This is a genomic window from Hymenobacter sp. DG01 (assembly GCF_006352025.1).
In the GTDB taxonomy this organism is placed as follows: domain Bacteria; phylum Bacteroidota; class Bacteroidia; order Cytophagales; family Hymenobacteraceae; genus Hymenobacter.
On sequence record NZ_CP040936.1, the window covers coordinates 4,174,279 to 4,198,745 of the forward strand.

Annotated in this window: 15 protein-coding genes; 3 read left to right on the plus strand and 12 right to left on the minus strand. The window is 60.1% G+C overall.

What is annotated here, in order from left to right:
* Positions 1-103: 103 nt before the first annotated feature.
* Together FGZ14_RS17765 and FGZ14_RS17770 are read left to right on the plus strand one after the other, a co-directional pair.
* Positions 104-1,000 carry a YicC/YloC family endoribonuclease gene (locus tag FGZ14_RS17765; RefSeq protein WP_139925527.1) on the plus strand — a complete coding sequence of 299 codons (897 nt, stop codon included), beginning with the start codon at positions 104-106 and terminating at the stop codon, positions 998-1,000.
* A 336-nt stretch (positions 1,001-1,336) separates the two neighbouring features.
* Complete coding sequence (locus tag FGZ14_RS17770; RefSeq protein ID WP_139925528.1) at positions 1,337-1,882, plus strand: hypothetical protein; 546 nt, start codon at positions 1,337-1,339, stop codon at positions 1,880-1,882.
* A 188-nt stretch (positions 1,883-2,070) separates the two neighbouring features.
* On the opposite strand, the gene FGZ14_RS17775 is transcribed toward FGZ14_RS17770, so the two are convergent.
* The 12 genes from FGZ14_RS17775 to FGZ14_RS17830 form a co-directional block, all read right to left on the minus strand.
* Positions 2,071-3,447, minus strand: a complete 1,377-nt coding sequence (locus FGZ14_RS17775; protein WP_139925529.1) for a M28 family metallopeptidase — start codon at positions 3,445-3,447, stop codon at positions 2,071-2,073.
* Positions 3,444-3,851 carry a VanZ family protein gene (locus FGZ14_RS17780; protein WP_139925530.1) on the minus strand — a complete coding sequence of 136 codons (408 nt, stop codon included), beginning with the start codon at positions 3,849-3,851 and terminating at the stop codon, positions 3,444-3,446. Before FGZ14_RS17780 ends, FGZ14_RS17775 begins: the two co-directional genes overlap by 4 nt.
* A 24-nt stretch (positions 3,852-3,875) precedes the next feature.
* On the minus strand, positions 3,876-4,256 hold the full coding sequence (gene gcvH / locus FGZ14_RS17785) for a glycine cleavage system protein GcvH (RefSeq protein ID WP_139925531.1): 381 nt from the start codon (positions 4,254-4,256) through the stop codon (positions 3,876-3,878).
* 212 nt (positions 4,257-4,468) lie between these two features.
* Positions 4,469-11,992: a cell surface protein SprA gene (gene sprA / locus FGZ14_RS17790; RefSeq protein WP_257883269.1), complete on the minus strand. Its 7,524-nt coding sequence runs from the start codon at positions 11,990-11,992 to the stop codon at positions 4,469-4,471.
* 162 nt (positions 11,993-12,154) lie between these two features.
* Entirely contained in the window at positions 12,155-12,760 is a 606-nt protein-coding gene (gene ruvA / locus FGZ14_RS17795; protein WP_139925532.1) for a Holliday junction branch migration protein RuvA, read from the minus strand.
* Between the two features lie 424 nt (positions 12,761-13,184).
* Positions 13,185-15,461, minus strand: coding sequence for an NADP-dependent malic enzyme (locus FGZ14_RS17800; RefSeq protein ID WP_180754400.1), 2,277 nt, complete (start codon positions 15,459-15,461; stop codon positions 13,185-13,187).
* Positions 15,462-15,623: 162 nt separating this feature from the next.
* Positions 15,624-16,247, minus strand: coding sequence for a hypothetical protein (locus FGZ14_RS17805; protein WP_139925533.1), 624 nt, complete (start codon positions 16,245-16,247; stop codon positions 15,624-15,626).
* Positions 16,248-16,448: 201 nt separating this feature from the next.
* Positions 16,449-18,497, minus strand: a complete 2,049-nt coding sequence (locus tag FGZ14_RS17810; RefSeq protein WP_139925534.1) for an ATP-binding domain-containing protein — start codon at positions 18,495-18,497, stop codon at positions 16,449-16,451.
* Between the two features lie 228 nt (positions 18,498-18,725).
* Positions 18,726-20,699 (minus strand): lytic transglycosylase domain-containing protein, encoded by a 1,974-nt coding sequence (locus FGZ14_RS17815; protein WP_139925535.1) that lies wholly within the window; start codon positions 20,697-20,699, stop codon positions 18,726-18,728.
* A 216-nt stretch (positions 20,700-20,915) separates the two neighbouring features.
* The gene (gene gatA / locus FGZ14_RS17820) at positions 20,916-22,355 is read right to left on the minus strand and encodes an Asp-tRNA(Asn)/Glu-tRNA(Gln) amidotransferase subunit GatA (protein WP_139925536.1); all 1,440 of its coding nucleotides are present in this window, start codon (positions 22,353-22,355) and stop codon (positions 20,916-20,918) included.
* 91 nt (positions 22,356-22,446) lie between these two features.
* On the minus strand, positions 22,447-22,827 hold the full coding sequence (locus FGZ14_RS22270) for a twin-arginine translocase TatA/TatE family subunit (protein ID WP_139925537.1): 381 nt from the start codon (positions 22,825-22,827) through the stop codon (positions 22,447-22,449).
* Positions 22,828-22,839: 12 nt separating this feature from the next.
* Positions 22,840-23,064, minus strand: a complete 225-nt coding sequence (locus FGZ14_RS17830) for a twin-arginine translocase TatA/TatE family subunit (RefSeq protein WP_139925538.1) — start codon at positions 23,062-23,064, stop codon at positions 22,840-22,842.
* A 318-nt stretch (positions 23,065-23,382) separates the two neighbouring features.
* Between FGZ14_RS17830 and FGZ14_RS21815 the strand changes: the two genes are divergently transcribed.
* On the plus strand, positions 23,383-24,336 hold the full coding sequence (locus FGZ14_RS21815; RefSeq protein WP_180754401.1) for a GAF domain-containing DNA-binding protein: 954 nt from the start codon (positions 23,383-23,385) through the stop codon (positions 24,334-24,336).
* The last annotated feature ends 131 nt before the right edge of the window (positions 24,337-24,467 follow it).

Sequence of the window (24,467 nt, forward strand, 5' to 3'; positions counted from 1 at the left end):
TGCTAATATTGTGGCCATGTTATGCTTGTGTTACTGCCCTAGTAACCGGCTCACGTACTGCGGGAAACTCCTACTTTTGCGCCCACTTTGCCCTAATCTGCCCATGCTGCACTCCATGACCGGCTACGGAATCGCCCACCGCGAAACCGACCGCTACTCCGTCACCGTCGAGATTAAGTCGCTTAACTCCAAAACCCTTGATCTGAGTCTGCGTCTTCCGCGCTTTCTGCTGGATCGGGAGCTGGAAATCCGCAACCTGGTCACTAAAAGTCTGATTCGGGGTAAAGTCAACCTCAACCTGGACTTTGTGCGGCCCCGGGCCACCGGGGCCCAGGGCTCTATTGTTAATAAGGAGGCCCTGACGGTTGCCTGCCGGGAGTTGCAGGAACTCAGCCAGGTAGTAGGTCTTTCCCTGGAGCAGCTCACGGCCGTGGCCCATGCCCTGCCCGGGGCCCTGCGCATCCCCACCGATGCTACGGCCGCCACGGAGGAAGAGGAGGAAACACCGTGGGAAGAGCTGCTACCCCTGTTGCAGGAGGCCTTAGACCGCGTCAACCAGTTCCGGCGCGATGAAGGCCAGGCCCTGACCACCGAAATTCTGGGTTACGTGGACCGCATCCGGATTCTGCTCGCCGAAGTGGAGCGCCACGATCCGACCCGGATTGAGCAGGTCCGGCAGCGCCTGCAAACCCACCTGGCGGAAGTAACCAGCAGTGAGCATTTCAACGCTACCCGTTTCGAGCAGGAGATACTCCATTATATTGAAAAGCTTGACATTGCCGAGGAAAAAGTGCGGTTAATCAACCATTTGCACTACTTCGCCGAAACGGCCGGACTACCGGAGCCCACCGGTAAGAAATTAGCCTTTATTTCGCAGGAAATTGGTCGGGAAATCAACACCATCGGGTCCAAAGCCAACGACTCCACCATCCAGCATTTGGTGGTGAGCATGAAGGAAGAGCTCGAGAAGATCAAGGAACAAATCAACAACATTCTCTAAGTACCACCTAGGCTTCTGACGGCAGAGTAAATCCATAAATTGAACTTTGTCGTTAGTATGTCGTATAGGCTATTCCCAATACAGCATTGGGATTTTTTAGGGAGGCGGATTCAACATACGCCAACCTCTATTTTTGAGCAAAACCGGCTTTGCAGGCTTTAATAGCTGTTTTTTAAGCCAAATCCTCGCGAATAGAGTCGGGCTTCAAGATTATTTTTTTGTAAAATACTTGCGGCTTCCGATTTTGTGCGTAAATTGTGTTATCCAAACAGAGTGACTTTACACTCTCCGGACCTTAGCTTGCTTTTGAATTCCACCTTTTTTCAGTCCATACTTATGAAAAAAGTATTACTCGCCGCCCCTGTTTTCTGCCTGATGTTGCTGCTGATGGCTGCCCGTCCCTTCGCTGAAGTGGAGCTGATCAAAAAGCGCGTGCTAAGTGAGCGGGTGGAAATTCTCATCCCCAAAGGCTTTGAGGTGATGAGCGAACAGCAGATGGATTTCAACTACGCCAAGGCGCAGAGCCGTCCTAGCGTTATTTACACTAACAACAAGGAGGCTAGTATCGCCTTTTCCTACACCGACAACACTGCCGATCAGGACATGATCGACATGTACTCGGACAACTTCTACAAGACCTACGCCAAGCAGTTTAAGGAAGCTAAGTGGTTCAACCACGGTGTAAAGGAAGTGAACGGCCGTAAAATTGGTTACATGGAACTCATGAAGCCTGAGCTCGGCCACGAAGTTTACACCCTGATTTTCTTTACCGACGTGGAAGGCAAACTGCTGATGTGCACCTTCACCTGCGCCGACCGTCAGAAGCCGGAGTGGGAAAACGTAGCGAAGCAGATCATGTCTTCGTTCAAAGCCAACAGCTAAAACCGTTACTCTGGGTCGTAACCAGCCGGTCCACCACAAAAATTCGGGACGCTTCAGCACTAGCTGGGGCGTCCCGAATTTTTTAAGGGGAATGAGTTAGCCTGATTGAGACATGGTGCGGAGCCGGAAGCAAGCCCATGCCTCAATCAGGCTAAACTTTATTTGAGCACCCTACCTGACGCTGTATACTACCGGGCGCCCTGCTGGTTGAGAAAGTCACGAAGCAGCTGGAAGGCGCCGGCAAAACCCGCCAGCGACAAATTTTCGGGCCGGTCGTGTACGTCGTGGTAGGCGGGGCTGCCGCCGCGGGTGTAGAGGAAGAAGGCGGGCACTCCACGCTCGGAAAAGGGGTAGTGGTCGGAGTTGGCTGCTCGGCCCCGTGCGCCCAGAGCAGGCAGGTACTGGCCAGCCTTATTCAGGTCCGTTAGTTGGGCAAACTGCCGCTCCCACAGCCGACCATTAACAACCGTAGCACCCTGCTCGCCAGTGCCCAGCAAATCAAGGTTCAGCAGGAAATGGATGCGGGGCAGCGGCACCAATGGGTGCTCGACGAAATACCGGGAGCCAAGCAGGCCGGCTTCTTCGGCCCCGAAAGCAATGAAGACCAACGAGTACGCTGGCTGGTTTTCGGGGCGGGCGTAGTGGGCGGCCAGCTCCAGAAGCATAGCTATGCCGCTGGCGTTGTCGTTGGCCCCGGGGAAGTAGGTGCGCCGGCCCATACGGCCCAGGTGGTCGTAGTGCGCCGAAACCACCAAAAACGAATCGGGTTGGATGCGGCCAGGCAGGTAGCCCACAATATTCTGGGTTTGGTACTGGCGCCGTAGCGTAGCCTGTACGCGTGAGGCTACCAGCGCCACCGTAGGGCCACTACCAGTACCGGGCAGGCTGGTCCACACGGAATCCAGCACTTGCAGGCGCATCTGCGGAGCCTGCTCGGCGGCCAAAGAAGCCGTGAGCTTGGGAACCAGGGTTAAGCGCAGCGCCGCCGAATCTAGGTGCTGGCGCACCGGCAGGGGCAACATAGCCAAGCGGCGCTCATCGGCGGCCCGCAGCACCAGCCCGCCGCCGTGCCAGGCCTGCCGTAGTAGTTGCTGCTGGGCCCCAGCATCGGTGAAGGTCAGGGTATCAAAGCGTACTAGCGGTACAGCCGAAAAAGGACCCCCAACCTTGCCAGCACCCGAAGCCGGGTCCGCAATAAAGTCGTGGCCAGGGCGGAGACGCTGGGCGCTGCCCAGACCCGGAAAGCGGAGCATCCCGAAGCTAAGCTCTAGGTCCAGTTTGCCCGGAAACGCGTTTACATCCAGCACAAACGGCTGCCGGTAATCGGGGGTGAGCGGCTGCAAGCCGAGCGCCCGGAACCTTTTCTGCAGGTAACGGGCCGCTTTCTGGTCGCCTCCGCGCACGTATCCGCGCCCCTGGAAGGCAGGCGAGGCCAGAGTAGTAATGGTTTGCCAAGCCCGGGGCAGGTCCTGGGCTTGGGCGTGAGCCAGGGGTAGGCCCAGAGCCAGGAAGGCTCCGGCCAGATGGCAGGCTTGCCGCAGCAATAGGGGGTAGGCGTGTTTCATTGCCAGAAACGGCGGCTGAGCCACATCAGCAGCAGGCCTGCCCCTACCCCCAGCGTATCGCTGAGCAGGTCAGACCACTCGCCGTGGCGGCCTAGGTTCATGTGCATCTGCAGCACTTCAATAAAAGCGCCCATGCCAACCGTCATCAGGAAGACCAAGCGGAAGGCCTGAGCCCGCAGCCGCGGAAACCAGGACTGTCGCCGGGCGGAGAAAACAGCCAGCGTGGCCTGCACCAGAAAAACGAAGGCGTGGGCGGCCGTGTCGAAGGCCAGCAGCTCCCAGTGTGGAGTGCGGGGCATTTCCTGCGACGGAGTCAGCGTCAGGAGAAACACCAGCGCCGCCCACGCCAGCGGCAGGGCCACAAGGGCCCGGCGGCGGGACGGGGGCGGCGCTGGGGTAATCAAGGCCGGAGAGGGCAAGCGGCGGAATTAAGCGCCTACCAGCTCGCCGTAGGCCTCTGCCGACAGCAGGGCTTCCAGCTCGGCGGCGTTGCCGATAGACATTTTAATCATCCAGCCGTCGCCGTAGGGGTCGGAGTTTACCAGTTCGGGGCTGCCATCCAGCTTGTCGTTGATTTCGAGTACGGTGCCGGTAATGGGGCTGAACAGGTCAGAAACGGTTTTTACGGCCTCCACGGTGCCAAATACCTCGTTCTGGGTTACTTCTTTGTCGAGGGTGTCAATGTCCACGTACACAATATCGCCGAGTTCCTTCTGGGCATGGTCGGTGATGCCGATGATGGCAACATCGCCTTCCACGCGGATCCATTCGTGCTCTTTCGTGTACTTCAGGCTGGCGGGCAGATTCATGGGGTGCGGTACTTGGGTAGATGAAACGGGATTAAGAAGGTTGCCAGAGCGAACCGCGTCAAAAGTACGATTTGCCGGGGAGTTTCCGAATGAAGCCTACGGGGAAGATTCAGGCCAACCCTGGCGGCCCCGGTTACCGCGTTCGGGCCGGTTACACAAAAGCCCACCTTACGGGAAGGTGGGCTTTGGCAAGTAAGAAGGACAGCTGCCGGTTACTGCGAGAGGCTGTAGCGTAGCTGAATACCGCCCTCGGTGGTGGTGTTGCGGAAGGCGTTCTGCACCCGCGGGGCCGTAATGTTCTGGGTGAAGAAAAACTGCAGGTTCAGGCGCTGGTTCAGCACATAATCGACGGTAGGGCGGAGTTGCACCTGCCGGGTACCATTGGTCACCTGGCTGGTAGCCCGGCCCGCCGAAGCCGAGGTCGTTCCGCCCGGGTCAACCACGTCCAGAATGGTGCGCTGAATGGTGAAGTTGTCGCGGATGCTCAGGTCGAGGCGGGCGTTGAGCTCATTGCGCAGCACCCGCTGTTCGCCCCCGATCCGGAAGGGCAGCTTCAGGCGGCTCGTGGCAAAGCCTAACCCTATAATGGTTTCCTTGGAGTGCAGCTCGGTTACCTGTGCCGTTGGGATGTTCAGCCCAATGTTGCGGTCGATGCGGTACTCCAGGCGCCCCGTCAGATTGCCGGTGGTCTGGAAATTCAAGCCGATCAGGGGTGCCAACCGCTCGGCAATGGTTACCTGGCCCAGAATGTAGTAGGGGATGTACTGCTGGTTATCGGGGTTGATGAGGGTAGGCAGGCCCTGCGGCTCGCGGTTATACACGGCATTGGTCGTGTAACTGTTAATGTTGTAGAGGGCAGAGTAAGCGTGGTTGAGAGTAATGGAACGGAAGTAGCGCTGCATAAAGGGCACCTCGGCCAGGCCATTGTACGCAATGGTCCAGTTCGGAATCGGGAGCAGGCTAAACGGGCTGAACTTCTTGGATTTGTAGCCATCCGACGACTTGCCCCGGTAGGCATCGAGGAAGGCCGGCAGGAGCACATCCTGGGAGTTGTAGCTATAGCGGCCCTTATCACCGGTAGCGTTTGCCGCCGAGTTATCCTGCGACAGCCTTTGCTGAACGAACACCCGGTTATCAATAAACCGCTGGAACGCCTTGGATGCTTCTCCCCGGTTGCTCAGGTCCCCGAACAGGGTTCGGATAGAAATAAAAGAGGTGCTGAACGTGCCTGAACCCAAAGCGTTGCTGGCCCGGGGCGCCTCGTTGGGGAAGGGTAGCAGGGTGAGGGTATCTACCTGCAGGCGGTAAAACACCTCCCGGTTGCGCACCAAATTGCGGCGGGCATCCAGCTGAATGTTGAAGTCGCGGAAGGGCTCCAAGGTGGTACGCAGGGTCAGGGCCTCGGTGAGCAGGGAACTGAAGGGCGTGTTCAGGTACTGGCTGCTGGTCGTGTACCAGTCGTTGTTGTAGGCTTTCTGGTAGAGAGCATCCAAATCGTACTGGCGCCCCAGCAGGAAGGGGATGCCCGGCGCGTCAAAGTCGTTGTTCAGCCCGAAGAAGCGGGTGCCAGGCAGGTAGCCGGGCAGCAGCGTACCGTTGGAGCGGGTGTAGGTGAAGTTGAGGGAGCGGGCCGTCATCAGGGAGCGGAGCACGGCCTTTAGCAGACGCAGCTCCGGACCCTTCGCCGAGTCGGCGGGGGTAGCTGCATCGGTGGCACCCGGCTGCAGTCGGCGGGCCAGCCCGTCGCGGGGGTTGGCCGGAGCCTGGGCCCGGGGCTGGGGCGGCGGGGCGTTGTTGATGATGTTGAGGAAGCGCACCTTGTTGTAGAGCTTCACCAGATCAATGCGGCCATTGGCGCTTAGCTCCCCGTTGTTCTGCACCGTGTTGCCCAGGTTAAGGGGCACAGTTTCGCTGTTGGGGTCGGTGGGGTCCAGGGGCGCAGTCAGGGCCGTAGAGGCCGCCTGCCAGGTATAGTTAGCCGCGTATCGCGCATCGGCCGAAAGCCAGTCGGTGAGCGGAAACTTATCCAGGGGCAGGCGGTAGGTGAAGGCCACCGTCTGGTTGAAATTGGTGGTGCGGCCCCCGCGCAGCAGGTTGCGGCGCAGCAGCTCCCGGTTCTGGCGGGCTACCGGGTCGTCGCCGATGCTGCGGCCGGGGTTTTCGTCCACCACGGCCCGGTTGGTAGCCGTGTAGTCAATGGCCAGGGCCTTGGTCAGGTCCCAGCGCAAGTCATAGATGCGGTTAAAGAAGAAGGCCTTCTGGAAAATGCCCGGGATGCCGGCCGTAACGGGTACCTGGCCGGGCTCCAGGGTGCGCTGCAGAAACCGCTCGTTGTAGCGGCGGTCCAGGTCGGCGCGGAACGAGAAGCGGGAGGGCAGAGGCGTGAAGTTCACTTCCTGCAGCATCTTCAGGTAGGGCGAGTCGAAGGCCTTCACCTTGGCCAGGGGGGTGTAGTTGCGCGGGGTAGCTTGGTACACGTAGGCCAGGGCCCCCGTGTAGGTGCGGGTGTAGTCCCGGTCGGTGCGGATATCGGTGTGCAGGCGCTCGGTGAGCGAGTAGCTCAGGGCGAAGTTCTCCACATCGTAGGGCCGCACTTTTTTGTCGGGGTTGGTGCGCTCCTTGCGCACGTTCAGCACCGAAATGCTCCGCTGGCTGGTCTGGTCCACTACTTCCTTGCGGTAAGCCGCCTTTTCCTCCGAGGTCTTGAATTTCTCCAGCGACTGAGTCAACTTGGTGTCGGGGTCCAGGGGGTCGTACTTGGGAGCGCGGCTTTCCACGCCGGCCTGTACCAGCACCGGCACCCGCAGGCCCAGCTTTTCAGGGAAGAATTTCTCGGCGGCCACGGTGGCATTCACGTCGCCGCGGGCAATGTTGTCGAGGGAGCGTTGCTGGGCGCGGTCCTGCAGGCCTCCGAACCCGGTGGTTACGTAGCTACCCGTAGCCGTGATGTTGGCAATATCGGCCAGCTTGGCGTTGAAGCGGGCGGTAGCGGCCCAGCCATTCTCCGTCTCAAACTCCGATACCCGCAGCTCATCGGCCCACAGCGTGAGGTTCTTGCTGGCGTTGTCGTCGCGCGGGTTCAGAATCCCAATCATCACGCCCTGCACCGCCGACAAATCGGGGTTGCCGACTACGGTAATAGTGGAGTTATCGGGCAGGGTTACTACGAAGGGCTTGCTGTAGTCGGCGCTGGAGCCAGCCTGCTGGTTGCGGCGGGCCTTGGCATCAATAAAGTCCTGCAGCTTCAGGTCGATGCGGTTGGCCTCGGGCCATACTTCCTCCACCTTGCTCTGGCCACGCTTGGTCAGAATCAGCGGCTTGGAGTACTCGTAGTAGTTCTGGGTATAGTCGGTGCCGAGGCGCACAAAGCCGCGCAGCTGCCCGTCGCGGGTAGTACCGTCTTCGTTTTCAGCGTGCAGGAACAGCTTCAGGCGCTTGTAGCGCAGCAGGCTCAGGTTGATGTTCTTGTACGCGGCCTTGGCGAAACCGTCGCGCAGGCCTTCCACCACCAGGCGCAGGCTCTGCTCGTTTTGCTGGCGGTTTACGGTGCTGGAGCCATACTCCCGGTCGCGCCGGATGTTGGGGGGTAGCACGTAGGGAATGGCATCGGTACCCACCACGGCGGCCGGTCCGTTTTCCTCGATGCTGACAGTTGAGATATTGAAGGCGTCGGCGTCGGTATCGGGGCTAACGATAACCTGGGTCGGGTCGGCGATTTTGGTGAGGTAGCGGCGCCACTGGTTGGCCACAAACTGGGGCTGCACCAGGCGCAGCACCACCGGTTGCTGCCACTCGGTGAGGTACATGCGCAGAAACCGGATGGACTTGAAGCCGAAGTCCTGGGTAGTCTGGCCCTGTAGCGGGTCCACGATGCCCGTGGGCTGGCGCACCGGAATCCGGAACTGGTACCAGGTTACTTCCTCGTTGCCGGTATCGGAGTTCTTGTTCGTGACTTTATCCACGATAAAGTTCTGACCCACCTGCATCTGGCCGGGGCGCAGCTGCATGCGGTACTCATAGTAGCGCTCCGTGTCGGTCAGTACGTTGTCGCGGTTCAGGTCTTCCTTGTCGGGGAAGGCCGTAGAGCTAAGCTGGCTGCCCTCGGGCGAGTTGCCCTGCATGCCGTTGAAGTCTTTGTAGCGGGCCAGCACCTTGGCATCCTGCTGGTCGTAGCTGGGGTCGAGGTGGTGGCGGAAGTTGTCGGCGGCGGGGTCGGGCACCGTGCGGTACACCGGGTCCGCCTCGGGCAGGGCCTGCTCTTCCTCGTCGTTTACCCCATCAAGCCCCACATCCTGGCGGGCGCGGGCTCCGGGGGTAGCGTTGAAGGCATCGGTCAGGAAGGGTTGGCGCGACACGCGGCCGTAGGGCGTGGGATTGGTGTCCTGGGTCAGGTTGGCCGGGTCCACGGGCAGGCCGTTCTCAAACTCGTAGCGGTTGTTATCCTTCAGTACGTCCTCGGAAATCGTGCCCAGGTTAATGTACAGGTCCCCGCCGGTGGTGTTGTTGTCATCCTGCCCGTCCTGGTCCTTCACCTTGCCGTTTTCGCCGCCCAGGAAGGGGTCCATCATCCAGAACTCCAGGTACTCCACGTTGGCGTTATCGAAGTCGGTATCGAAGGTGATTTCGCGCGCGATGCCGCCGTAGCGGGACCGGTTGGCTGTGGCATCGGTAGCAGAAAACCGGCGCGGCTGGCTGGGGTTTACGGCCGGGTTGTAGTTGTACTGGCCCCGCTCGTCGGGGAAATAAGCCAGGTCGAAGGTGGTTTCGAACGAGTTGCCGGTGGTGCCTACGTCGCGGTTCGGGAAAACCTCCGTGCGCTTGATGCCGCGCACGTAGTGGTTTTTCAGGTCGTTCACCCCAATGTTCTGGGGTTTGCTCTGGCCGTTGGTGTAGTAGGTCTGGTCGATGGTGTACCAGGCCAGCTTAGCGCGGCGGAAGCCAGCGGCCAGGCCCTGCACGTTGCCGCCCAGCGGAGTGGGGGTAGCCGCCAGCCGCCAGGTAACCGCCGAGTTGATGCCGCCCAGGGTGTAGGGGGTGCGGGCATTCTCAAAGTCATCGAGGTAGGAAACGCCGTTTTCGCCCCCGCTTCCGCCCGAGCCCAGCCGCGACTGGCCCGGCAGCAGCTGAGCAAACTCGCCGCTAAACGCCACCGACGACACCTCCTTGGTGGAAATCAGCGGGAGCATGTCCAGGTACTTAGTCAGGGCCCGCGACTCGCGGCGCATGTTCACGTCGAAGCCGTAGATGGTGTTGTTGCCCGGCTCGTCGCCCACGTTCACGCGGTTGATGCCTGGGGCCTGGTTTTCGCGCAGGTGCAGCACGGTAGCACCAAAGTTCAGGTCCGGCGACACCCGGTAGTCGAAGCGGGCGCCCAGCAGCTTGCGGGGCTGCACCTGCACTAGGGCATTCTTCTCGAACTCCACGCGCAGCTCGTTGGCCGAGTTGAGGTAGCTAGGGTTCAGGATTTTTACCTTAGCCTGGTCGTAGAATACCTGGTAGTCCACCCCTTCCTGCAGCAGGGTGCTACCCGCCCGCACCCGCACCGAGCCCTCAGCAATGCCGATGCCCGGCAGGTTAATCTCGTCGGTGGAAGTAGCCTGGAAGCGGCCGCGCAGGAAAAACTTATCTTTTTCCTGGCGCTGCTGAGCGTCGCTCTGCACTTGGGTGTACAACTCGCGGTACACGTACTTGCGCGCCAGGTCGCGCTCGGTGGTGGAAGTAGCCGTATCGAACTGAGCCGCGAGGTAGCTGCCAAAGGGCTGCACCTCGGGGAAGATGATGCGGCCCTGCTCGGTATCAATGGTGATGCCGGGGAAAAAGTCGAAGTTGCCGTCGGGGTTCCGGTCGTTGTTCGGGTTTACGTTATCGAGGTTGAGCACCTCAATCAGGGGGCGGTTGGCAATGCGCTGGCCTTCCTTCAACGAAATCAGGTCCACCCCCGTCACGTCGTCTTTATAAACGATCTGGAGCTGGAAGTTGTCGCGGTTGAGCTGGGAGGCGTTCAGGGGATAGATGTTTTTCATCATCAGATCCCAGGTCGGCAGGTTGCGCGTCAGCAGGTTCTCATTGCTGGGGTTCTGGCTGGGGTCAGCCAGGCCCACGGCGGGGTTGGTAGCTTTCAGCAGCTTCAGGTAAATAACCTCATCCTGTCCCCTTGAGCCATAATCATTGGTGATTTCGCCCACTTGGTTGGGGCGGTTCTGGCCCCGGCCGCTGGTGTTGCTGATGTACTGATACGACACGGCCAGCACCTGCTCCGGCAGCAGCTGTGTGTTCAGGGAGATGTAGCCCAGTTGCGCGTTGTAGGTGTATTCGCGCGGGTCCAGCTTGCGGGCCCGTACGTGCTCATAGTCCACGTTGCGCTGGAGCTGCAGCGGCCCGGCCAGGTATTCGTCAACTCTCTGCTCGCTGCGGGCGTCGGTGCCACCAGCCAGCACCTGGCTCAGCAGGGTGTTGGCATTGTTGTCGGCCAGGGCGTTGGGGCCGGCGGGCTTCTGAAACCGGCCCCGGTACAGGCGCTGGGGCTCGCCCAAATCCTGGAGGGCCACCACGTTGCGCAGGTTGTCGCTTTGGCGGTTGTCGTTCGTGACGTACACCTCCAGGTTGTTGATTTCAACCCCGCTCTGCACGGTGGGCAGGTTGCGCAGGGCGGCATCATACCGGTCGCGGAAGGCCTGGGACAGGAAGTAGTGCCGGTCCCGCTCGTACTGGCTGGCTTTCAGCTCAAACTGCCGGCTCTGGCCCCCGTTCTGAATCCGCACCTCATCGGCCTGCCCGCGCAAGGTACTGGCGACGGTGGTAATGCCCAGGCGCCCAAACTGAAACTGCGCCTTCACCCCAAACAGGTTCTGGCCACCCTGAATCAGGGAGTTGTTGAGGGGCAAAGACACGTTGCCCAGCTCTATTTTGCGGATGATATCGGTTTCGTAGCCCGTGTAATCGAGCTTCATGTTGTTCTCGAAATCGAAGGCCGCGCGGGTGTCGTAGTTAAAGGTGAGCCGGAGCTTCTCGCCAATCTGTCCGGTCAGGTTCAGGTTGAGGTTCTGGTCGTACTGAAAGTCGCCGACCCGTTGCTGACGCAGCGTGAGGGTAGGGTTTTCGTTGCGGTTGAAGCGGGCACCCAGGCGCAGCGTCACGGCTCCCTGGGGCCGGATATCCACGTAGCTACCCCCAAAAATCCGGTCGGCCATGGGGCCCAGGTAAATCTTCGGAATCAGGCGCTGGGAGGCGGGCGTATTGGGGCTGCCGGCTACCCCCCCGGCCGAGCGCTGCCGGAAATAGTTGCGCACGGCCTGCTGCTGCTGCCAGCGCGAGTACTCCTCAAACGTCATGCGGCTCGGGTCACGGTAGTCGAGGTCCGTGCCCAGCTTCTCGCGCACATCAAAATTTTTCAGGCTGTCGTCGGCCTGTACATCGAGTTCTACGTTAGAGGGGAGGGGCAGCACCAGCGGGGAGCGGCGGCGCTGCGGCGAAAACGGCGTACCCAGCCGGTCCTGCGGGGCCACGCGGGGGCGGCGGCTGGGCCGGTAGCGGGCCGTATCAATGCGCGGCGTATCAGGAGAAAAGCCCAGCGGCAGCCGCAGCTTTGGTGAGCCGGCCGGTAGCCAGTCGGACCAGAGCTGCTGCATGGTAAACGAGGTGCCTGGGCCCCCCACCGGCTTAGCCTGCGACCACCAGGTCACCAACGATACAACGGCCGCCAGGGAGGCGGCCAAGGACTTCTTACCGGTATTCAAGCGTCAATAATCGTCGGGAAGGGCGAAGGAAAGGAAGCAGTAGTCGGTTTCGCCGTTTGCTTTCTGTTTTCCCGAAGGGCCACGTACTCTCTGCCATCAGCCCGTACCAGACCCGGCCGGGCAGCAAAAAGCAGAGAGTGGAAAGCAAAAAACAAACCTGACCTAATGAGACTTAAGAGCGAATTTAATTAATTCCTCCACGCTCAGGTCGTTGCCGTGCTTGTTCTGGATCTGGTCGAGGGTTTTCTCGGCCGCAGCCCGGGCAAAGCCTAGCGTTACCAGAGCCGCTAACGCTTCGCTGCGGTTGGTATTGTGCGCTTTAGCCAGCGGTACGGTATCAATACCGGCTTTAGCCAGCAGCTCGTCTTTACGCAGTTTGTCCTTCAGCTCCAGCACCACGCGCTGGGCCGTTTTGGGCCCTACCCCCTTAATGGCCTGAATGGCCCGGACATCCTCACTGACAATGGCTTGGCGGATTTCGCCTACCGACATAGACGATACCATCACGATGCCCGTGCCCGGCCCAATGCCCGATACCGAAATCAGCTGCATGAACAGGGCTTTCTCGTTGGGGTCCAGGAAGCCGTAGAGCGCCTGCCCGTCTTCCTTAATGTGCTGATACGTATAGAGCTTGGCCTTCTCTCCGTCGGCGGGCAGCTTGGAGTAGGTAGCCAGGGAAATCCGGATTTCGTAGCCAATGCCATTTACATCCAGAATGGCCTGGGTTGGGTCTTTATAAGCGAGTTTACCGTCAACGTAGGCAATCATGCGGGGTGATTAAAGTAGAGGTTGTCAGAACGGGCAGAACAACCCGCGGCAGGGTTTCGTGCCAAATAACTTAGGCGTTCTAATCAGATTAGCCAGCTCAGGGTGCGCCGGCCTGTGATACAAGCAAGTTGGCGCGAATTTGCCCGGAATCAAAGGAAGTAGCCGTGATGGGGTAAATGGTAATGAGGTGATGAGGTAGGAAGGTAATGAAGTAAATGGTGACAGGTAAGGGTGTGAGGTAACGAGGTGAAAGGGCGGGCGGGGTTAAAGGCGATGCTATGGGGTAGGAAGAAAGCGGTGAGGAAACCAGAAGAATGCAGAAGCCCGGCCGCTTAGTAAGCGGCCGGGCTTCTGACACTTTGGGGAGGCAGGAAAGGCGTTCTGTCGTCACCTCTCACCCTTTACCTATTACCTCATCACCTGCTTACAACCCTTTGCCTTCCGGGTGTTGTGCATCTACCACGGCAATGGCGGCCATGTTCACGATTTCGCGGACCGAAGCACCCAGCTGCAGAATGTGCACGGGCTTGCGCATACCCATCAGGATGGGCCCGATTACTTCGGCCCCGCCAATTTCCTGGATGACTTTGTAGGCAATGTTGCCGCTAATCACGTTCGGGAAGATGAGCGTGTTGGCGCCGCCCTTGTCGGCCAGGGGCGAGAAGGGGTACTGCTCGCGCAGCAGCTCCGGGTTCAGGGCCGTGTTGGCCTGCATTTCCCCGTCCAGAATCAGGTCGGGGTAGCGCTGCTTGGCCAGCTCGGTAGCACGGCGGGCTTTGTCGGGCAGCTCGCCGGGGTTCGAGCCGAAGTTGGAGTAGCTGATAACACCAACCCGCGGCTCGGTGTCAAAGAACTTCACGGCCCGCGACGTGAGACCAATGATTTCCACCATTTCCTCGGCCGATGGGTCGATGTTCACGGTGGTATCGGCGAAGAAGTATGGGCCTTTCTTGTGCTGGATGATGTACATGGAAGCCACACGCTTCACGCTCTCAGCCACCCCAATCACCTGCAGGGAAGGCACAATGCTCTTGCCGTAGTCCTTGCTCAGACCGGTAATGAAGGCATCGGCTTCGCCGGTTTCCAGCATCATGCTCCCGAAATAGTTTCGCTCGCGCAGCAGGCGGCGACCTTCGTAGAGGGTAATACCACGGCGCTGACGCTTTTCGTACAGCTTCTGGGCGTACTCCTCGCGCTTGGCTTCGTCCTGCAGAATGTCGATGATCTGGCAGCCTTCCAGGTCCAGGCTGTTTTCGGCGGCAATACGCGCAATCTTGTTGCGGTTGCCGAGCAGGATGGGCTGGGCAATGCCCTCGTCGTGCAGAATCTGGGCGGCCTTGAGAATTTTGTAGGTGTCACCTTCGGCAAATACCACGCGCTTGGGGTTGCTGCGGGCCGCCTGGGTAATGCGGTTCATCAGCTTCTGGTTTACGCCGAGGCGGGCGCGCAGCTCATCTTCGTAAGCAAACCAGTCGTCAATCTGGGTGCGGGCTACCCCGCTTTCCATGGCGGCCTTGGCTACGGCCGGGCTGACGGTAGTAATCAGGCGGGGGTCCAGAGGCTTAGGAATCAGGTAGGTGCGGCCGAAGGACAGGGTGTTGTCGCCGTAGGCCTTGTTTACCATGTCGGGCACGGGCTCCTTGGCCAGCTCGGCCAGGGCGTGCACGGCGGCCAGCTTCATGGCCTCGTTGATTTCCGTAGCCCGCACGTCTAGCGCGCCCCGGAAAATGTAAGGGAAGCCCAGTACGTTATTCACCTGGTTGGGATGGTCGGAGCGGCCGGTAGCCATAATGATGTCCTGGCGGGTAGCCAGGGCCAGCTCGTAGGCAATTTCCGGGTCGGGGTTGGCCAGGGCAAACACAATGGGGTTGGCGGCCATCTTCAGGAGCAGCTCCGGGGCTAGCACGTTAGCCGCCGAAAGACCTAGGAAAAAGTCGGCGCCTTCCATGGCCTGGGCCAGGCTGGTGATGTCGCGCTGGGTAGCGAATTGCATCTGCAGGGCCGCCAGATCGGTACGCTGGGGGTTAATGATGCCGTCTTTGTCGAACACCACCACGTTTTCGCGCTTCAGGCCCAGCTCCAGATACAGGCGCAGGCAGCTGATGGCGGCAGCACCGGCCCCACTCACGACCACCTGAATTTCGTCGATTTTCTTACCGACTACCTCCAGGGCGTTCAGCAAGGCCGCCGACGAAATAATAGCCGTGCCGTGCTGGTCGTCGTGCATAAGCGGAATGTTCATCTGCTCACGCAGGGCAGTCTCAATGGGGAAGCACTCGGGGGCTTTAATGTCCTCCAGGTTGATGCCGCCGAACGTGGGCTCCAGCGACTTCACGATGCGGATAAACTCCTCGGGGTCGGTGGCGTCGATTTCAATATCGAAGCAATCGATGCCCGCGAACTTCTTGAACAGTACGCCTTTGCCTTCCATAACCGGCTTGGAGGCATCGGGGCCGATGTTGCCCAGTCCCAGCACGGCGGTACCGTTGCTGATAACGCCTACCAAGTTGCCCTTGGCCGTGTATTTATATACGTCGTCCTTGTTGGCGGCAATGGCTTTGCAGGGCTCGGCTACCCCCGGCGAGTAGGCCAGGGCCAAATCCAGCTGGGTGCTGACGGGCTTGGTCGGAATGACTTCAATTTTACCGGCGGGACTTTGCGAGTGGTAATTGAGCGCGTCCTGTTTGTTTATCTTCAGCATGCTACAATGCGAGGGGTGGAGCTTCCTTTAAACGGCAAGAAAGCAGGATGGGGCAAAATCAACCCAGGGCAAAGGTACAAGCCCCCGCCCGGATAAGAAAAACACCCCAAACCCAGCAGTAGGGTTTGGGGCGGGCAAGGGGGTAGGGAGGCGAGGCGCAGCCTAGAGCAGCGGAATTTCCTCAAACGTACCGTAGCCTTTAATCTCACAGCTGCTGCGGCCATCTGAGCTGGAGCCGATGGCCAGGTAGGTGTAGGGGTCTTTGGCCTGCTTCACCGTGAACGTAAAAGAGCCGCTGATAAGCTGGCGGGCGGCGTCGTATTTGGTAATGACCAGGGAGCCCTCCATGGGGTGCGAGTTGCCGGAATACTGGTTCAGGTACACACCCGTATTGAAGGTCGGGCGCTCGTAGGTAGCTACTACCTCGCCCTGGCCGGGGTCGGGCTGCGAGGCCAAGGTGTAGGAGCCTACCAGGCCGCTTTTCTGTTTGCTGCGGGGAAGTACAAACCCTATGCGCTCCTCCGTGAGCATACCCACGGCGCGTGGGGCTTTTTCAAAGCTGAGGGTAAGCTTATCGGACGCCAGCTTGCCGGTTGGTTCCTGGGCCAGAAATGTCTGGCCTCGGTTGGCGGAAGCCGTTGGGTAGGTGTAGGTTAAGCTAACGTTGGCCTCTTGCACCGGCGGCGTAACCGTTGGCTCGGGCATTTCGGTGTCTTTCTGGCAAGCCGTAGTAAGCACTAGCAAGGTAACGCCGGACAGAAATGGGATACGTACTGATTTCAACATAGTAAGGAAAGGATAGGAAGGAGGACGCGGAATACCGGTGCTTAGCCAAGCGCCGTGCCAACTTCAGCCGAAATAGTTCCCTGCCTTGAATTTACTGCTGCATTTTTTGTGCAGGGTGTTGGTAGTCAAAAACAAAAAAAGTGCAGAGCGTTAGCCCTGCACTTTCTGAAACAGCGGAAGTAAGCCGTTATCCAGGCACTCTTAATCGCCCAGGAAGGTGGTGAGCTCCCCGGAGTACGTGAGGGTGAGCTGGTGCATAGCTCGGGTGCAGGCCACGTAGAGCATGCTGCGGTCCACCTCCGTTTTGTAGGTGCGCGTCGAGGCGAAGGGCACGATGACGGCATCAAATTCCAGTCCTTTCGCCAAATGGGCCGTCGTGATGATAACACCGTCTTTGAAGGTCGTGGACTCCTCCGTGAGCAGGGCTACGCCGGGGCCCTGCAGCACCTCATACGCCCGCTCGGCTTGCCGAAGCGTTTTACAGATGACGCCCAATGACTGACTGCCGGAGCCCGGAAACGCGGTGACAAGCGCCCGCACCGCTTCCAGCTCCGCTTCGGGGCTGGGGTAGCGCAGTACGGCAGGCTCCTGCCCGTGCCGCTCCAACGGAATAATGTGAGGGTTGGGGCTGATGCGCTGGGCAAAAGCGGTAATCTCCAGGGTAGAGCGGTAGCTGCGGTACAGCTTCACCACATCGGCCTGCGGGAACACGCGCTCAATGGCTTCGGCCGAAGAGGCACTGTAGGGATTCACCGTCTGGCTGACATCGCCCAGAATGGTTTTGCGGCACGGAAACAGCCTCGATAACACGGCGTACTGCACCGGGGTATAGTCCTGCATTTCATCCACCAGCAGGTGCTTCACGTGGTCGTAGGCCGTGAGACCCTCCAGGCGCAGGCGCAGGTAAATCAGCGGGAAAACATCGGCGTACTCCAGGTGCAAGCGGTGTTGGTCGAGCTTGAGCAACTCTGGCCGGCCGAGCCAGCGGTAAAAATCCCGGTAGAATTCCAGCACGTTGCCGTAGCGGAACATGCGCGGAATACCTTCCCCGATGGCGGCCTTTTCGCCCCCCGTGAGCTTGCGGTCAGCCTTGTCGCGCACGTAGGCCCGCACATCATTGGCTACCTGCCCGAAACGCTTGAGCAGCGGCACCCGGTGGTAGGCCTTAAACTTCTGCTGTATAAACGCGCCGGGTACCACCGTGCGCCCTACGCGTAGGTCGGCCACGCTGAAGTAATTATTCTCAACGTGCAGCAGGTACTGGTTGAGCTGGCTCAGAAACTCAAACGAGGACTTGAACCGGATGCGCTCAATGAAGGCCGCGTCGTGGCGCTCCAGCAGCGCCGATACCTGCTCGAAAAAGGTCTGGAAGGTGTAGCGGTTATCGAGCAGGTCGGCGGCCACCTCGTCCATGCCCAGTTCCGGAATGTGCTCCTCGCCCAGCTCAGGCAGCACGTTGGAGATATAGTCGGCAAATACCTTGTTAGGCGAAATGATGAGCACATCCTTAGCCGCCAGCGTGTCGCGGTAGCGGTACAGCAGGAAGGCAATGCGGTGCAGGGCAATGGAAGTTTTGCCCGAGCCCGCCACGCCCTGAATAATCATCACCGGCGCGGTTTCGTTGCGGATTACGGCGTTCTGGTCCCGCTGAATCGTGGCAACGATGTTCTTCATCTTATCGTCGGAGGACTTGGCCAGCTCCTGCTGCAGCACGTCGTCGTGAATGTTCACGTCGCTGTCGAGCAGGTACTCCAGCCGCCCGTCCCGGATCTTGTACTGGCGCTTCAGCTCAATGGTGCCCTTTACCGTGCCGGAGGGGGTAGGGTAGGAGGCCTCACCCAGCTCGAAATCGTAGAACAGGGAAGAAATAGGCGCCCGCCAGTCGTAAATCAGATTTTGGCGCTGGGTTTCATCCAGGAAGGAATACACCCCGATGTACACCGGGTTGGCTGCCTTGCCGGGGGTAGCGAAATCGATGCGCCCAAAGTACGGCGACTGGCCCAGCTTGAGCAGGCGGCGCTTGCGGGCCACGGCGCCCTCGCCTGTGTAGGCCATGCGATTGATAGACTGCTCAGCAGAAACCATATCGGCCTCATCCATGCCCGACTGGTGCTCGTGGATGTACTGCTTTTTCTCCCGCAGCTCGTTGGAATACCGCCGCATGGCGTCATCAATGCGCCGGATGGCCAGGGTCAGCTTCTCCTTGATTTCTTCCAGGTACTCTCGTTCTTCTTGCGGCGTGGCGTTCATCCCCGGTAGCTAGTGAAAAATTGGACCTCAAAGGTGCCAGCAAATTCCGGTTAGGAGAAGGGTTTACCGTATTTTATTAACCGGGTAGCCGGTAAGTAGCTCAGCCGGGCAAGGGCGCTGACAGCCGTTGCCTGACCACGATTTCGGTAGCTGCCTCCTTGCCACCCCGAGCACAAAAAAGGGCAGAGCGTGCGCTCTGCCCTTTCCGGGAGTAAGTGGGGTAGGGCTTTAACTCTTAACAATGAGCTTCTGCCCGGGCTTTACCTCATCCGACTGTAGGTTGTTCAGCTCCCGCAGCTTTTCTACGGTGAGGCCCTGGTAGCGGCGCGAAATATTGTAGAGCGTGTCGCCGGGCTGCACCAGGTGCACCTGAGGAGCGGGTAGGGCGGGGCGGCTGGTGGGCCGGGTAGCCCGCCGGGCCGGCTCCTGGGCGGCAACCGCCGTCTGACGGGTAGCAGCGGCTACTTCAGCGGCCGTATCCTCTATTTCCCGCAGGTTCAGCTTCTGGCCGGGCGTCAGAGTTTCGGAGGTGAGCTTGTTGCGCGCCATCAGCTGGCTGACTGTCAGGCCGTGCGTGCGGGCAACTTTTTCCAGAAAGTCGCCGCGGCGTACTACGTAGGTAGCCGGCACCGAATCGTCAGGCTCTACCTGAGCAGCCGTTTCAGATTCTACCCGCGCCGTGCGTGCGGACGGAGCTGACCGGGCAGAAGAAGGCCGGGCCGGGGCAGCTGCCTCAGAGGCCGGCTCGGGCGCCTCCGCTACCGGCTGGAGCCTCGCGGAGGGCTTTACCACGGCAACATCATTTCTCCGGATTTCCGTAGCGGCCACCCGCACTTCAGGAGCAGACTCCGGAGCAGGAGCCACCGGCACAAACACTACCAGCTGGCGGCGCGGCGTGAGGGCGTTGGTTTTGCCCAGCGTGTTCCAGCGGCGCAGCTGGGCCGGACTTACCGCGTAGCGCTCGGCTACTGCGGCTACCGTTTCGCCCCGCTTTACCGTGTGGCGCACGCGCCGGAACCGGGGCTGGGCGGGCTGGGTCTTTTCACGCGGCCCCCCTTCGGCTACTGACCGGGTCGGGAAAGCCTCCACGCCGGTCAGGGCCACCGCGCGAAACGGCAGCAACTGGGGCAGCTCGGCCAGGGGCCGGCAGTAATCAAACAGCGTTGCCCGATCTACCACCGCCAGCGCCGGCCGGACCGCTGCCGGCAGCTGCACGGCGTAGGGCCGGTAGCCCTGGGGTAGCCAGGGTTTGCGCAGCTCCGGATTCAGGCGCGCCAGAGCCATGGAGTCGGAGTAGCCGCAGGCGCGGGCCAGGCGGGTCAGGTCGAAGGCCCGGCCGGCCAGCTGAAGCGTATCCATGGGCTCGGGGTACTGGTAGCGCAGGGTGGGGGAGTGCAGCTGGTGCTGTTGGGCGTACTTCAGGGTGTACATGATGGCCGTGAAGGTGGGCACGTAGTTGCGCGTTTCGGCCGGCAGGTGGGGGTGCACTTCCCAGTAGGTTTTCTTGCCGGTCCGCCGCACTACCTTCTGCATGTTGCCCGCGCCCCAGTTATACGCGGCCAGCACCATTTCCCAGTCATGAAACACTCCGTAGAGGTAGCGCAAGTGTTTGCAGGCAGCTTCAGTAGCCTTTTCCGGGTCCATGCGCTCATCCACCCATTCGTCACGGCGTAGGCGCAGGTCGTTGGCCGTGGGGCCCATGAACTGCCAGAGCCCGGTGGCACCCACCCGCGACTTGGCCGTCGGAATCAGGGCCGACTCCACCACGGCCAGGTATTTCAGGTCGGTGGGCAGGTTATACTTGGCCAGATACTTTTCGAAAAGCGGAAAGTATAGGTTCTCGCGTTCCAGCACCCGCTGGGTGTAGCCGCGCTGCCGCTCCGTGAACAGTCGCACAAACGCCATAACGTGCGAGTTGAAGACGTGAGGCACGTCTGTTTCAAAGCAGCTGATTCGGTCCCCTACCAGGTCGCGCAGCTCGGGCGGCGTCCGGAGCCAGGCCAGCTTCACGGAGTCGAGGGGGGTAGGGGCCGCTACCAGTGAGTCGGGCAGCAGCTTTAGGTTTACCTGTAAGGAGTCGTCCGCCGCCGATGGGGTAGCCGGCGCGGAAGGGAGGGTGGGCTGCACCTGGGCCGCCGCCGGCAGTGCTGCCGAGGCAGCAAACAATACGGGAACAGCAGCACGCAGCAACAACTTCTTCATACGTACATGTAAACGGGCAGGTAAGCCGAACGCTCAAAATGCTGTGCCTCAGAGCGGCACATCTTCAAAAATAGCACGAAACCGGTACAATGCCAGCCCGGGCCGGGAATAAGAACCCCGAAGCCCCACGTAGGTCCCGCATCAGCAACCAGCTTACCGCCGGTTGTCGGCCAAGACCGGAGTGGAACTCCGGGGTATCGAAGATCAGGTGCCGCCTTAGGCTTCTACCGAAGCCAGCGTTTCGGTAACCGAGTTGGCAAAGGCCAGCAGGTGCTCCTCGCGGAACGCTCCGCTCAGAATCTGCAGGCCGATGGGCAGGCCCTGCGAATCGGTGCCGGCCGGTACCGAAATAGCCGGTACGCCCGCCAGGGAAGCCTGCACCGTGAAGATATCGGCCAGGTACATGGCCAGCGTATCCTTGTTCACGTCGCCGATGCGGAAGGCCGTGGTAGGAGTGGTCGGAAGCACCAGGAAGTCGTACTCGCGCAGCAGCTCATCGGTTTTTTCCTTGATGAGACGGCGCACGCGCTGAGCCTTGGTGTAGTAGGCATCGTAGTAGCTGGCGCTCAGTACAAAAGTGCCCAGCAGAATCCGGCGCTGCACCTCGGGGCCGAAGCCCTGGGAACGGGTTTTCTTGTACAGCGACTCCAGGTCGGTGGCGTCCGGAGCGCGGTAGCCGAACTTCACGCCGTCATAGCGGCTCAGGTTAGAGCTGGCTTCGGCCGTAGTGAGGATGTAATACGTGGGCACGATATAATCGAGGTAGGGAAAGTCCACTCCCTCCACTACGTGGCCCTGCCCGCGGAACCGGTCCAGGGCCTGCTCCGTGGCGGCCTTGATTTCCGCGTTCAACCCGGGCCGCTCCAGACAGTCTTTGATGTAACCGATGCGGTAGTGCGGGGCCGGGGCTAGCTGCTGGCTGTAGGCAGGCACCTCACGCTGGCTGGCCGTGCTGTCAAAACGGTCGGAGCCGGCCATCACTTCCAGCAGCAGAGCGGCGTCTTCTACTGAGCGGGTAAGGGTGCCGATCTGGTCAAAGGACGACGCGTAAGCTACCAGGCCGTAGCGCGAAATGCGCGAATAGGTAGGCTTAAAGCCCACAATGCCGCAAAACGCCGCCGGCTGCCGTACCGAACCTCCCGTATCGGAGCCGATGGAAGCCAAACACAAATCTGCCTGCACGGCCACTGCCGAGCCGCCCGAGGACCCCCCGGGCACCCGCTTGGGGTCCACTTCGTTGCGGGCCGGCCCAAAAAAGGACGTTTCGTTGGAAGCGCCCATGGCAAACTCGTCGCAGTTCTGGCGACCAATCAGGATGGCGTCTTCGTCGAGCAGACGCTGCACGGCCGTTCCCGTGAACAGGGACGTGAAGCCGTCGAGGATGTGGCTGCTGCTTTGCAGAGCGTGGCCTTTGTAAGCCAGCACATCTTTCAAACCGATAACCATGCCCGCCAGCTTACCGGACGTGCCGGCCGCCAGCTTGGCGTCCACGGCATCGGCCTGGGCCAGCGCCTCTTCGGGCCACACCTCCAGAAATGCATTGAGGTGCTGTTTGCGGCGGATGTTATCCAGATAATACTCCACGAGCTGACGGCAGGACGTGGTGCCTGCCGTCAGCTCGTGGCGAACTTCCGTGAGGGAGTTGAAGCGTCTCAAGACGAAAAGGGTTTGGAGTAGGTAGTGCGTACTAACCCAAGCAGGAAGGAGCCGGCCCTAAGGACAAGGCCAGCCGCCTGGTACCAGTTGCTTAGGCCGTTTGGTCGAGGCGGGGGCGCTCCTCGGGGGCGGGCGTAACCGGAGGGGTTATGCCGCCATCCATGGGCGGGGCCACCGGCGTTACGGCCGGGGCTACTGGGGCTTCGGCCACCGGAGCGGGGGTAGGCGCCGGGTAGGGCTGCTGGTTGAATTGCTGCTGGTAGGGCTGCTGGGGTTGCGGCGTCTGCCCGGCGTTTTCAATTTCGCTGCGGATTTCGCGGGAGGCATCCTTAAACTCCCGGATGCCTTTGCCCAGACCGCGGGCTAGTTCCGGGATTTTGTTGGCCCCGAAGAAAATCAGGATAAACAGGACGATGACCATCAGCTCACCGCCGCCGATACCCTCCAGAAACAGAAAGAGAGGAGCGTTCATTGGGTAGGCAGCTTAGTGGCGCGGAGCCGTCGTATCGTTGGGATTGGCCGGCTGGTCGCGGAACTCGGGCTTGGTCTCCTTGGAAGCATCCTTAAACTCGCGGATGCCTTGGCCCATGCCCCGGAACAGCTCCGGGATGCGCTTGGCACCGAACAGCAGAATAATAGCAAGTCCGATTAGAAGAAACTCAGTACCGCCGAAGTTACCGATTCCGAGCAGGAGTGTGGCAAAGTTCATAAGGGGAAGCCGTTAGGCCGAATTTAGAGTGGCAAAGCTACGTGTACGCAGTTTTGTACGCATCAGGATTGTAAAGGTACCGCATAATTTCAAAATCAGTTCCGTTACCTTCCACCTCGGTAAAGGCGGGCCTGCCCGCGCCTACCGCGAGCCGCCCCCGCCAAGCGGGCGGCCTCACCCAGCAAATTGGGCTGTTAGCCCCGCAATTTTGGCTGCTCAGCAAGTCAATAGGAAGAAATTAAGGCTATATACGCTATTTAGAAGGAAATTTATGCTTCGCTATCCGGATAGTATGTCTCAACACCTGCGTTTACTCTAATGTCGTTTACCTCATTTACTCCCAACCAAACGGCCGCGGCCCCGGCCCGGCGCCTCTCCGACGCGGCGCGGTTGGAAGCATTACGCAAATACCAGATCCTGGACACCCCGCCTGAAGCGGTATTTGACGATTTGGTGCGGCTGGCGGCTTACATCTGCGGCACGCCCATTTCTCTGGTATCCCTGCTCGATGCCGAGCGGCAGTGGTTTAAGGCCCGGGTCGGGCTGGAGGTGCCGAGCACGCCCCTTAACCTGGCCTTCTGCCGGCATGCCATCCTCACGGATAAAGTGTACGAAGTAGAGGACGCCACGCTTGATCCTTTGTTCCAGCGAAACGACCTGGTAACCGGAGAGCCCAACATCCGATTTTATGCCGGCGCCCCCCTGATTACCCCCGAGGGGCAAATGCTGGGCACCATCTGCACCATTGATACGGTGCCCCGCCGCCTGACGGAGGAACAGCGGGATGCCCTGCGTATTCTGGCGCGGGAAGTAGTATCGCACCTGGAGCTGCGGCGGGCCCGCATCCAGCTGGAAGAAGAAAAACATAAGCTGGAAGGACTATTGCGAATGGCCAACGACACGGCTGAATCATTTTACCTGCACGGAGGTCAAAACGAAATCTTTATTAAGCAGGATCATAAGCTGCTGCGCGTTAATACAACCGATATTCGCTACGTAGAGGCCCTGGGCGACTACGTAAATATTTACTCGGGCCGGGAGCGGTACACCGTGTACAGCACCATGAAGGAACTGGAAGCCAAGCTGCCCGTTCGTGACTTTGCCCGGGTGCACCGCAAGTACATCGTGCGGCTAGACCGCATCATTGCCATTGAGAATGATGCGGTGATTGTGGAAGCTGGCCGCAACGCTGAGCAGGCTACCAGCGTGTTGCCCGTGCCCATCGGCAGCTCTTATAAAGCCGCCCTGCTGAGCCGCCTGAACCTGGTGTAAGCTCAACTGGTAGCCGCGTGGTTCAGATTGCGGCAGTTCACCGAGGGAATAAAGAGATTCAGCGAATTTGCCGGTATCAGCTCTGATCCTCCCTTTATCTTACATCATGTTATCGGGAATGACCCCGGCCC

Bases quoted from the DNA above. Each gene is read 5' to 3' on its own strand.
- FGZ14_RS17765 (WP_139925527.1), top strand. From the start codon at position 104: ATGCTGCACTCCATGACCGGCTACGGAATCGCCCACCGCGAAACCGAC.
- FGZ14_RS17770 (WP_139925528.1), top strand. From the start codon at position 1,337: ATGAAAAAAGTATTACTCGCCGCCCCTGTTTTCTGCCTGATGTTGCTG.
- FGZ14_RS17775 (WP_139925529.1), bottom strand. From the start codon at position 3,447: ATGAAACACGCCTACCCCCTATTGCTGCGGCAAGCCTGCCATCTGGCC.
- gcvH (WP_139925531.1), bottom strand. From the start codon at position 4,256: ATGAATCTGCCCGCCAGCCTGAAGTACACGAAAGAGCACGAATGGATC.
- ruvA (WP_139925532.1), bottom strand. From the start codon at position 12,760: ATGATTGCCTACGTTGACGGTAAACTCGCTTATAAAGACCCAACCCAG.
- FGZ14_RS17800 (WP_180754400.1), bottom strand. From the start codon at position 15,461: ATGCTGAAGATAAACAAACAGGACGCGCTCAATTACCACTCGCAAAGT.
- FGZ14_RS17805 (WP_139925533.1), bottom strand. From the start codon at position 16,247: ATGTTGAAATCAGTACGTATCCCATTTCTGTCCGGCGTTACCTTGCTA.
- FGZ14_RS17810 (WP_139925534.1), bottom strand. From the start codon at position 18,497: ATGAACGCCACGCCGCAAGAAGAACGAGAGTACCTGGAAGAAATCAAG.
- FGZ14_RS17815 (WP_139925535.1), bottom strand. From the start codon at position 20,699: ATGAAGAAGTTGTTGCTGCGTGCTGCTGTTCCCGTATTGTTTGCTGCC.
- FGZ14_RS22270 (WP_139925537.1), bottom strand. From the start codon at position 22,827: ATGAACGCTCCTCTCTTTCTGTTTCTGGAGGGTATCGGCGGCGGTGAG.
- FGZ14_RS17830 (WP_139925538.1), bottom strand. From the start codon at position 23,064: ATGAACTTTGCCACACTCCTGCTCGGAATCGGTAACTTCGGCGGTACT.
- FGZ14_RS21815 (WP_180754401.1), top strand. From the start codon at position 23,383: ATGTCGTTTACCTCATTTACTCCCAACCAAACGGCCGCGGCCCCGGCC.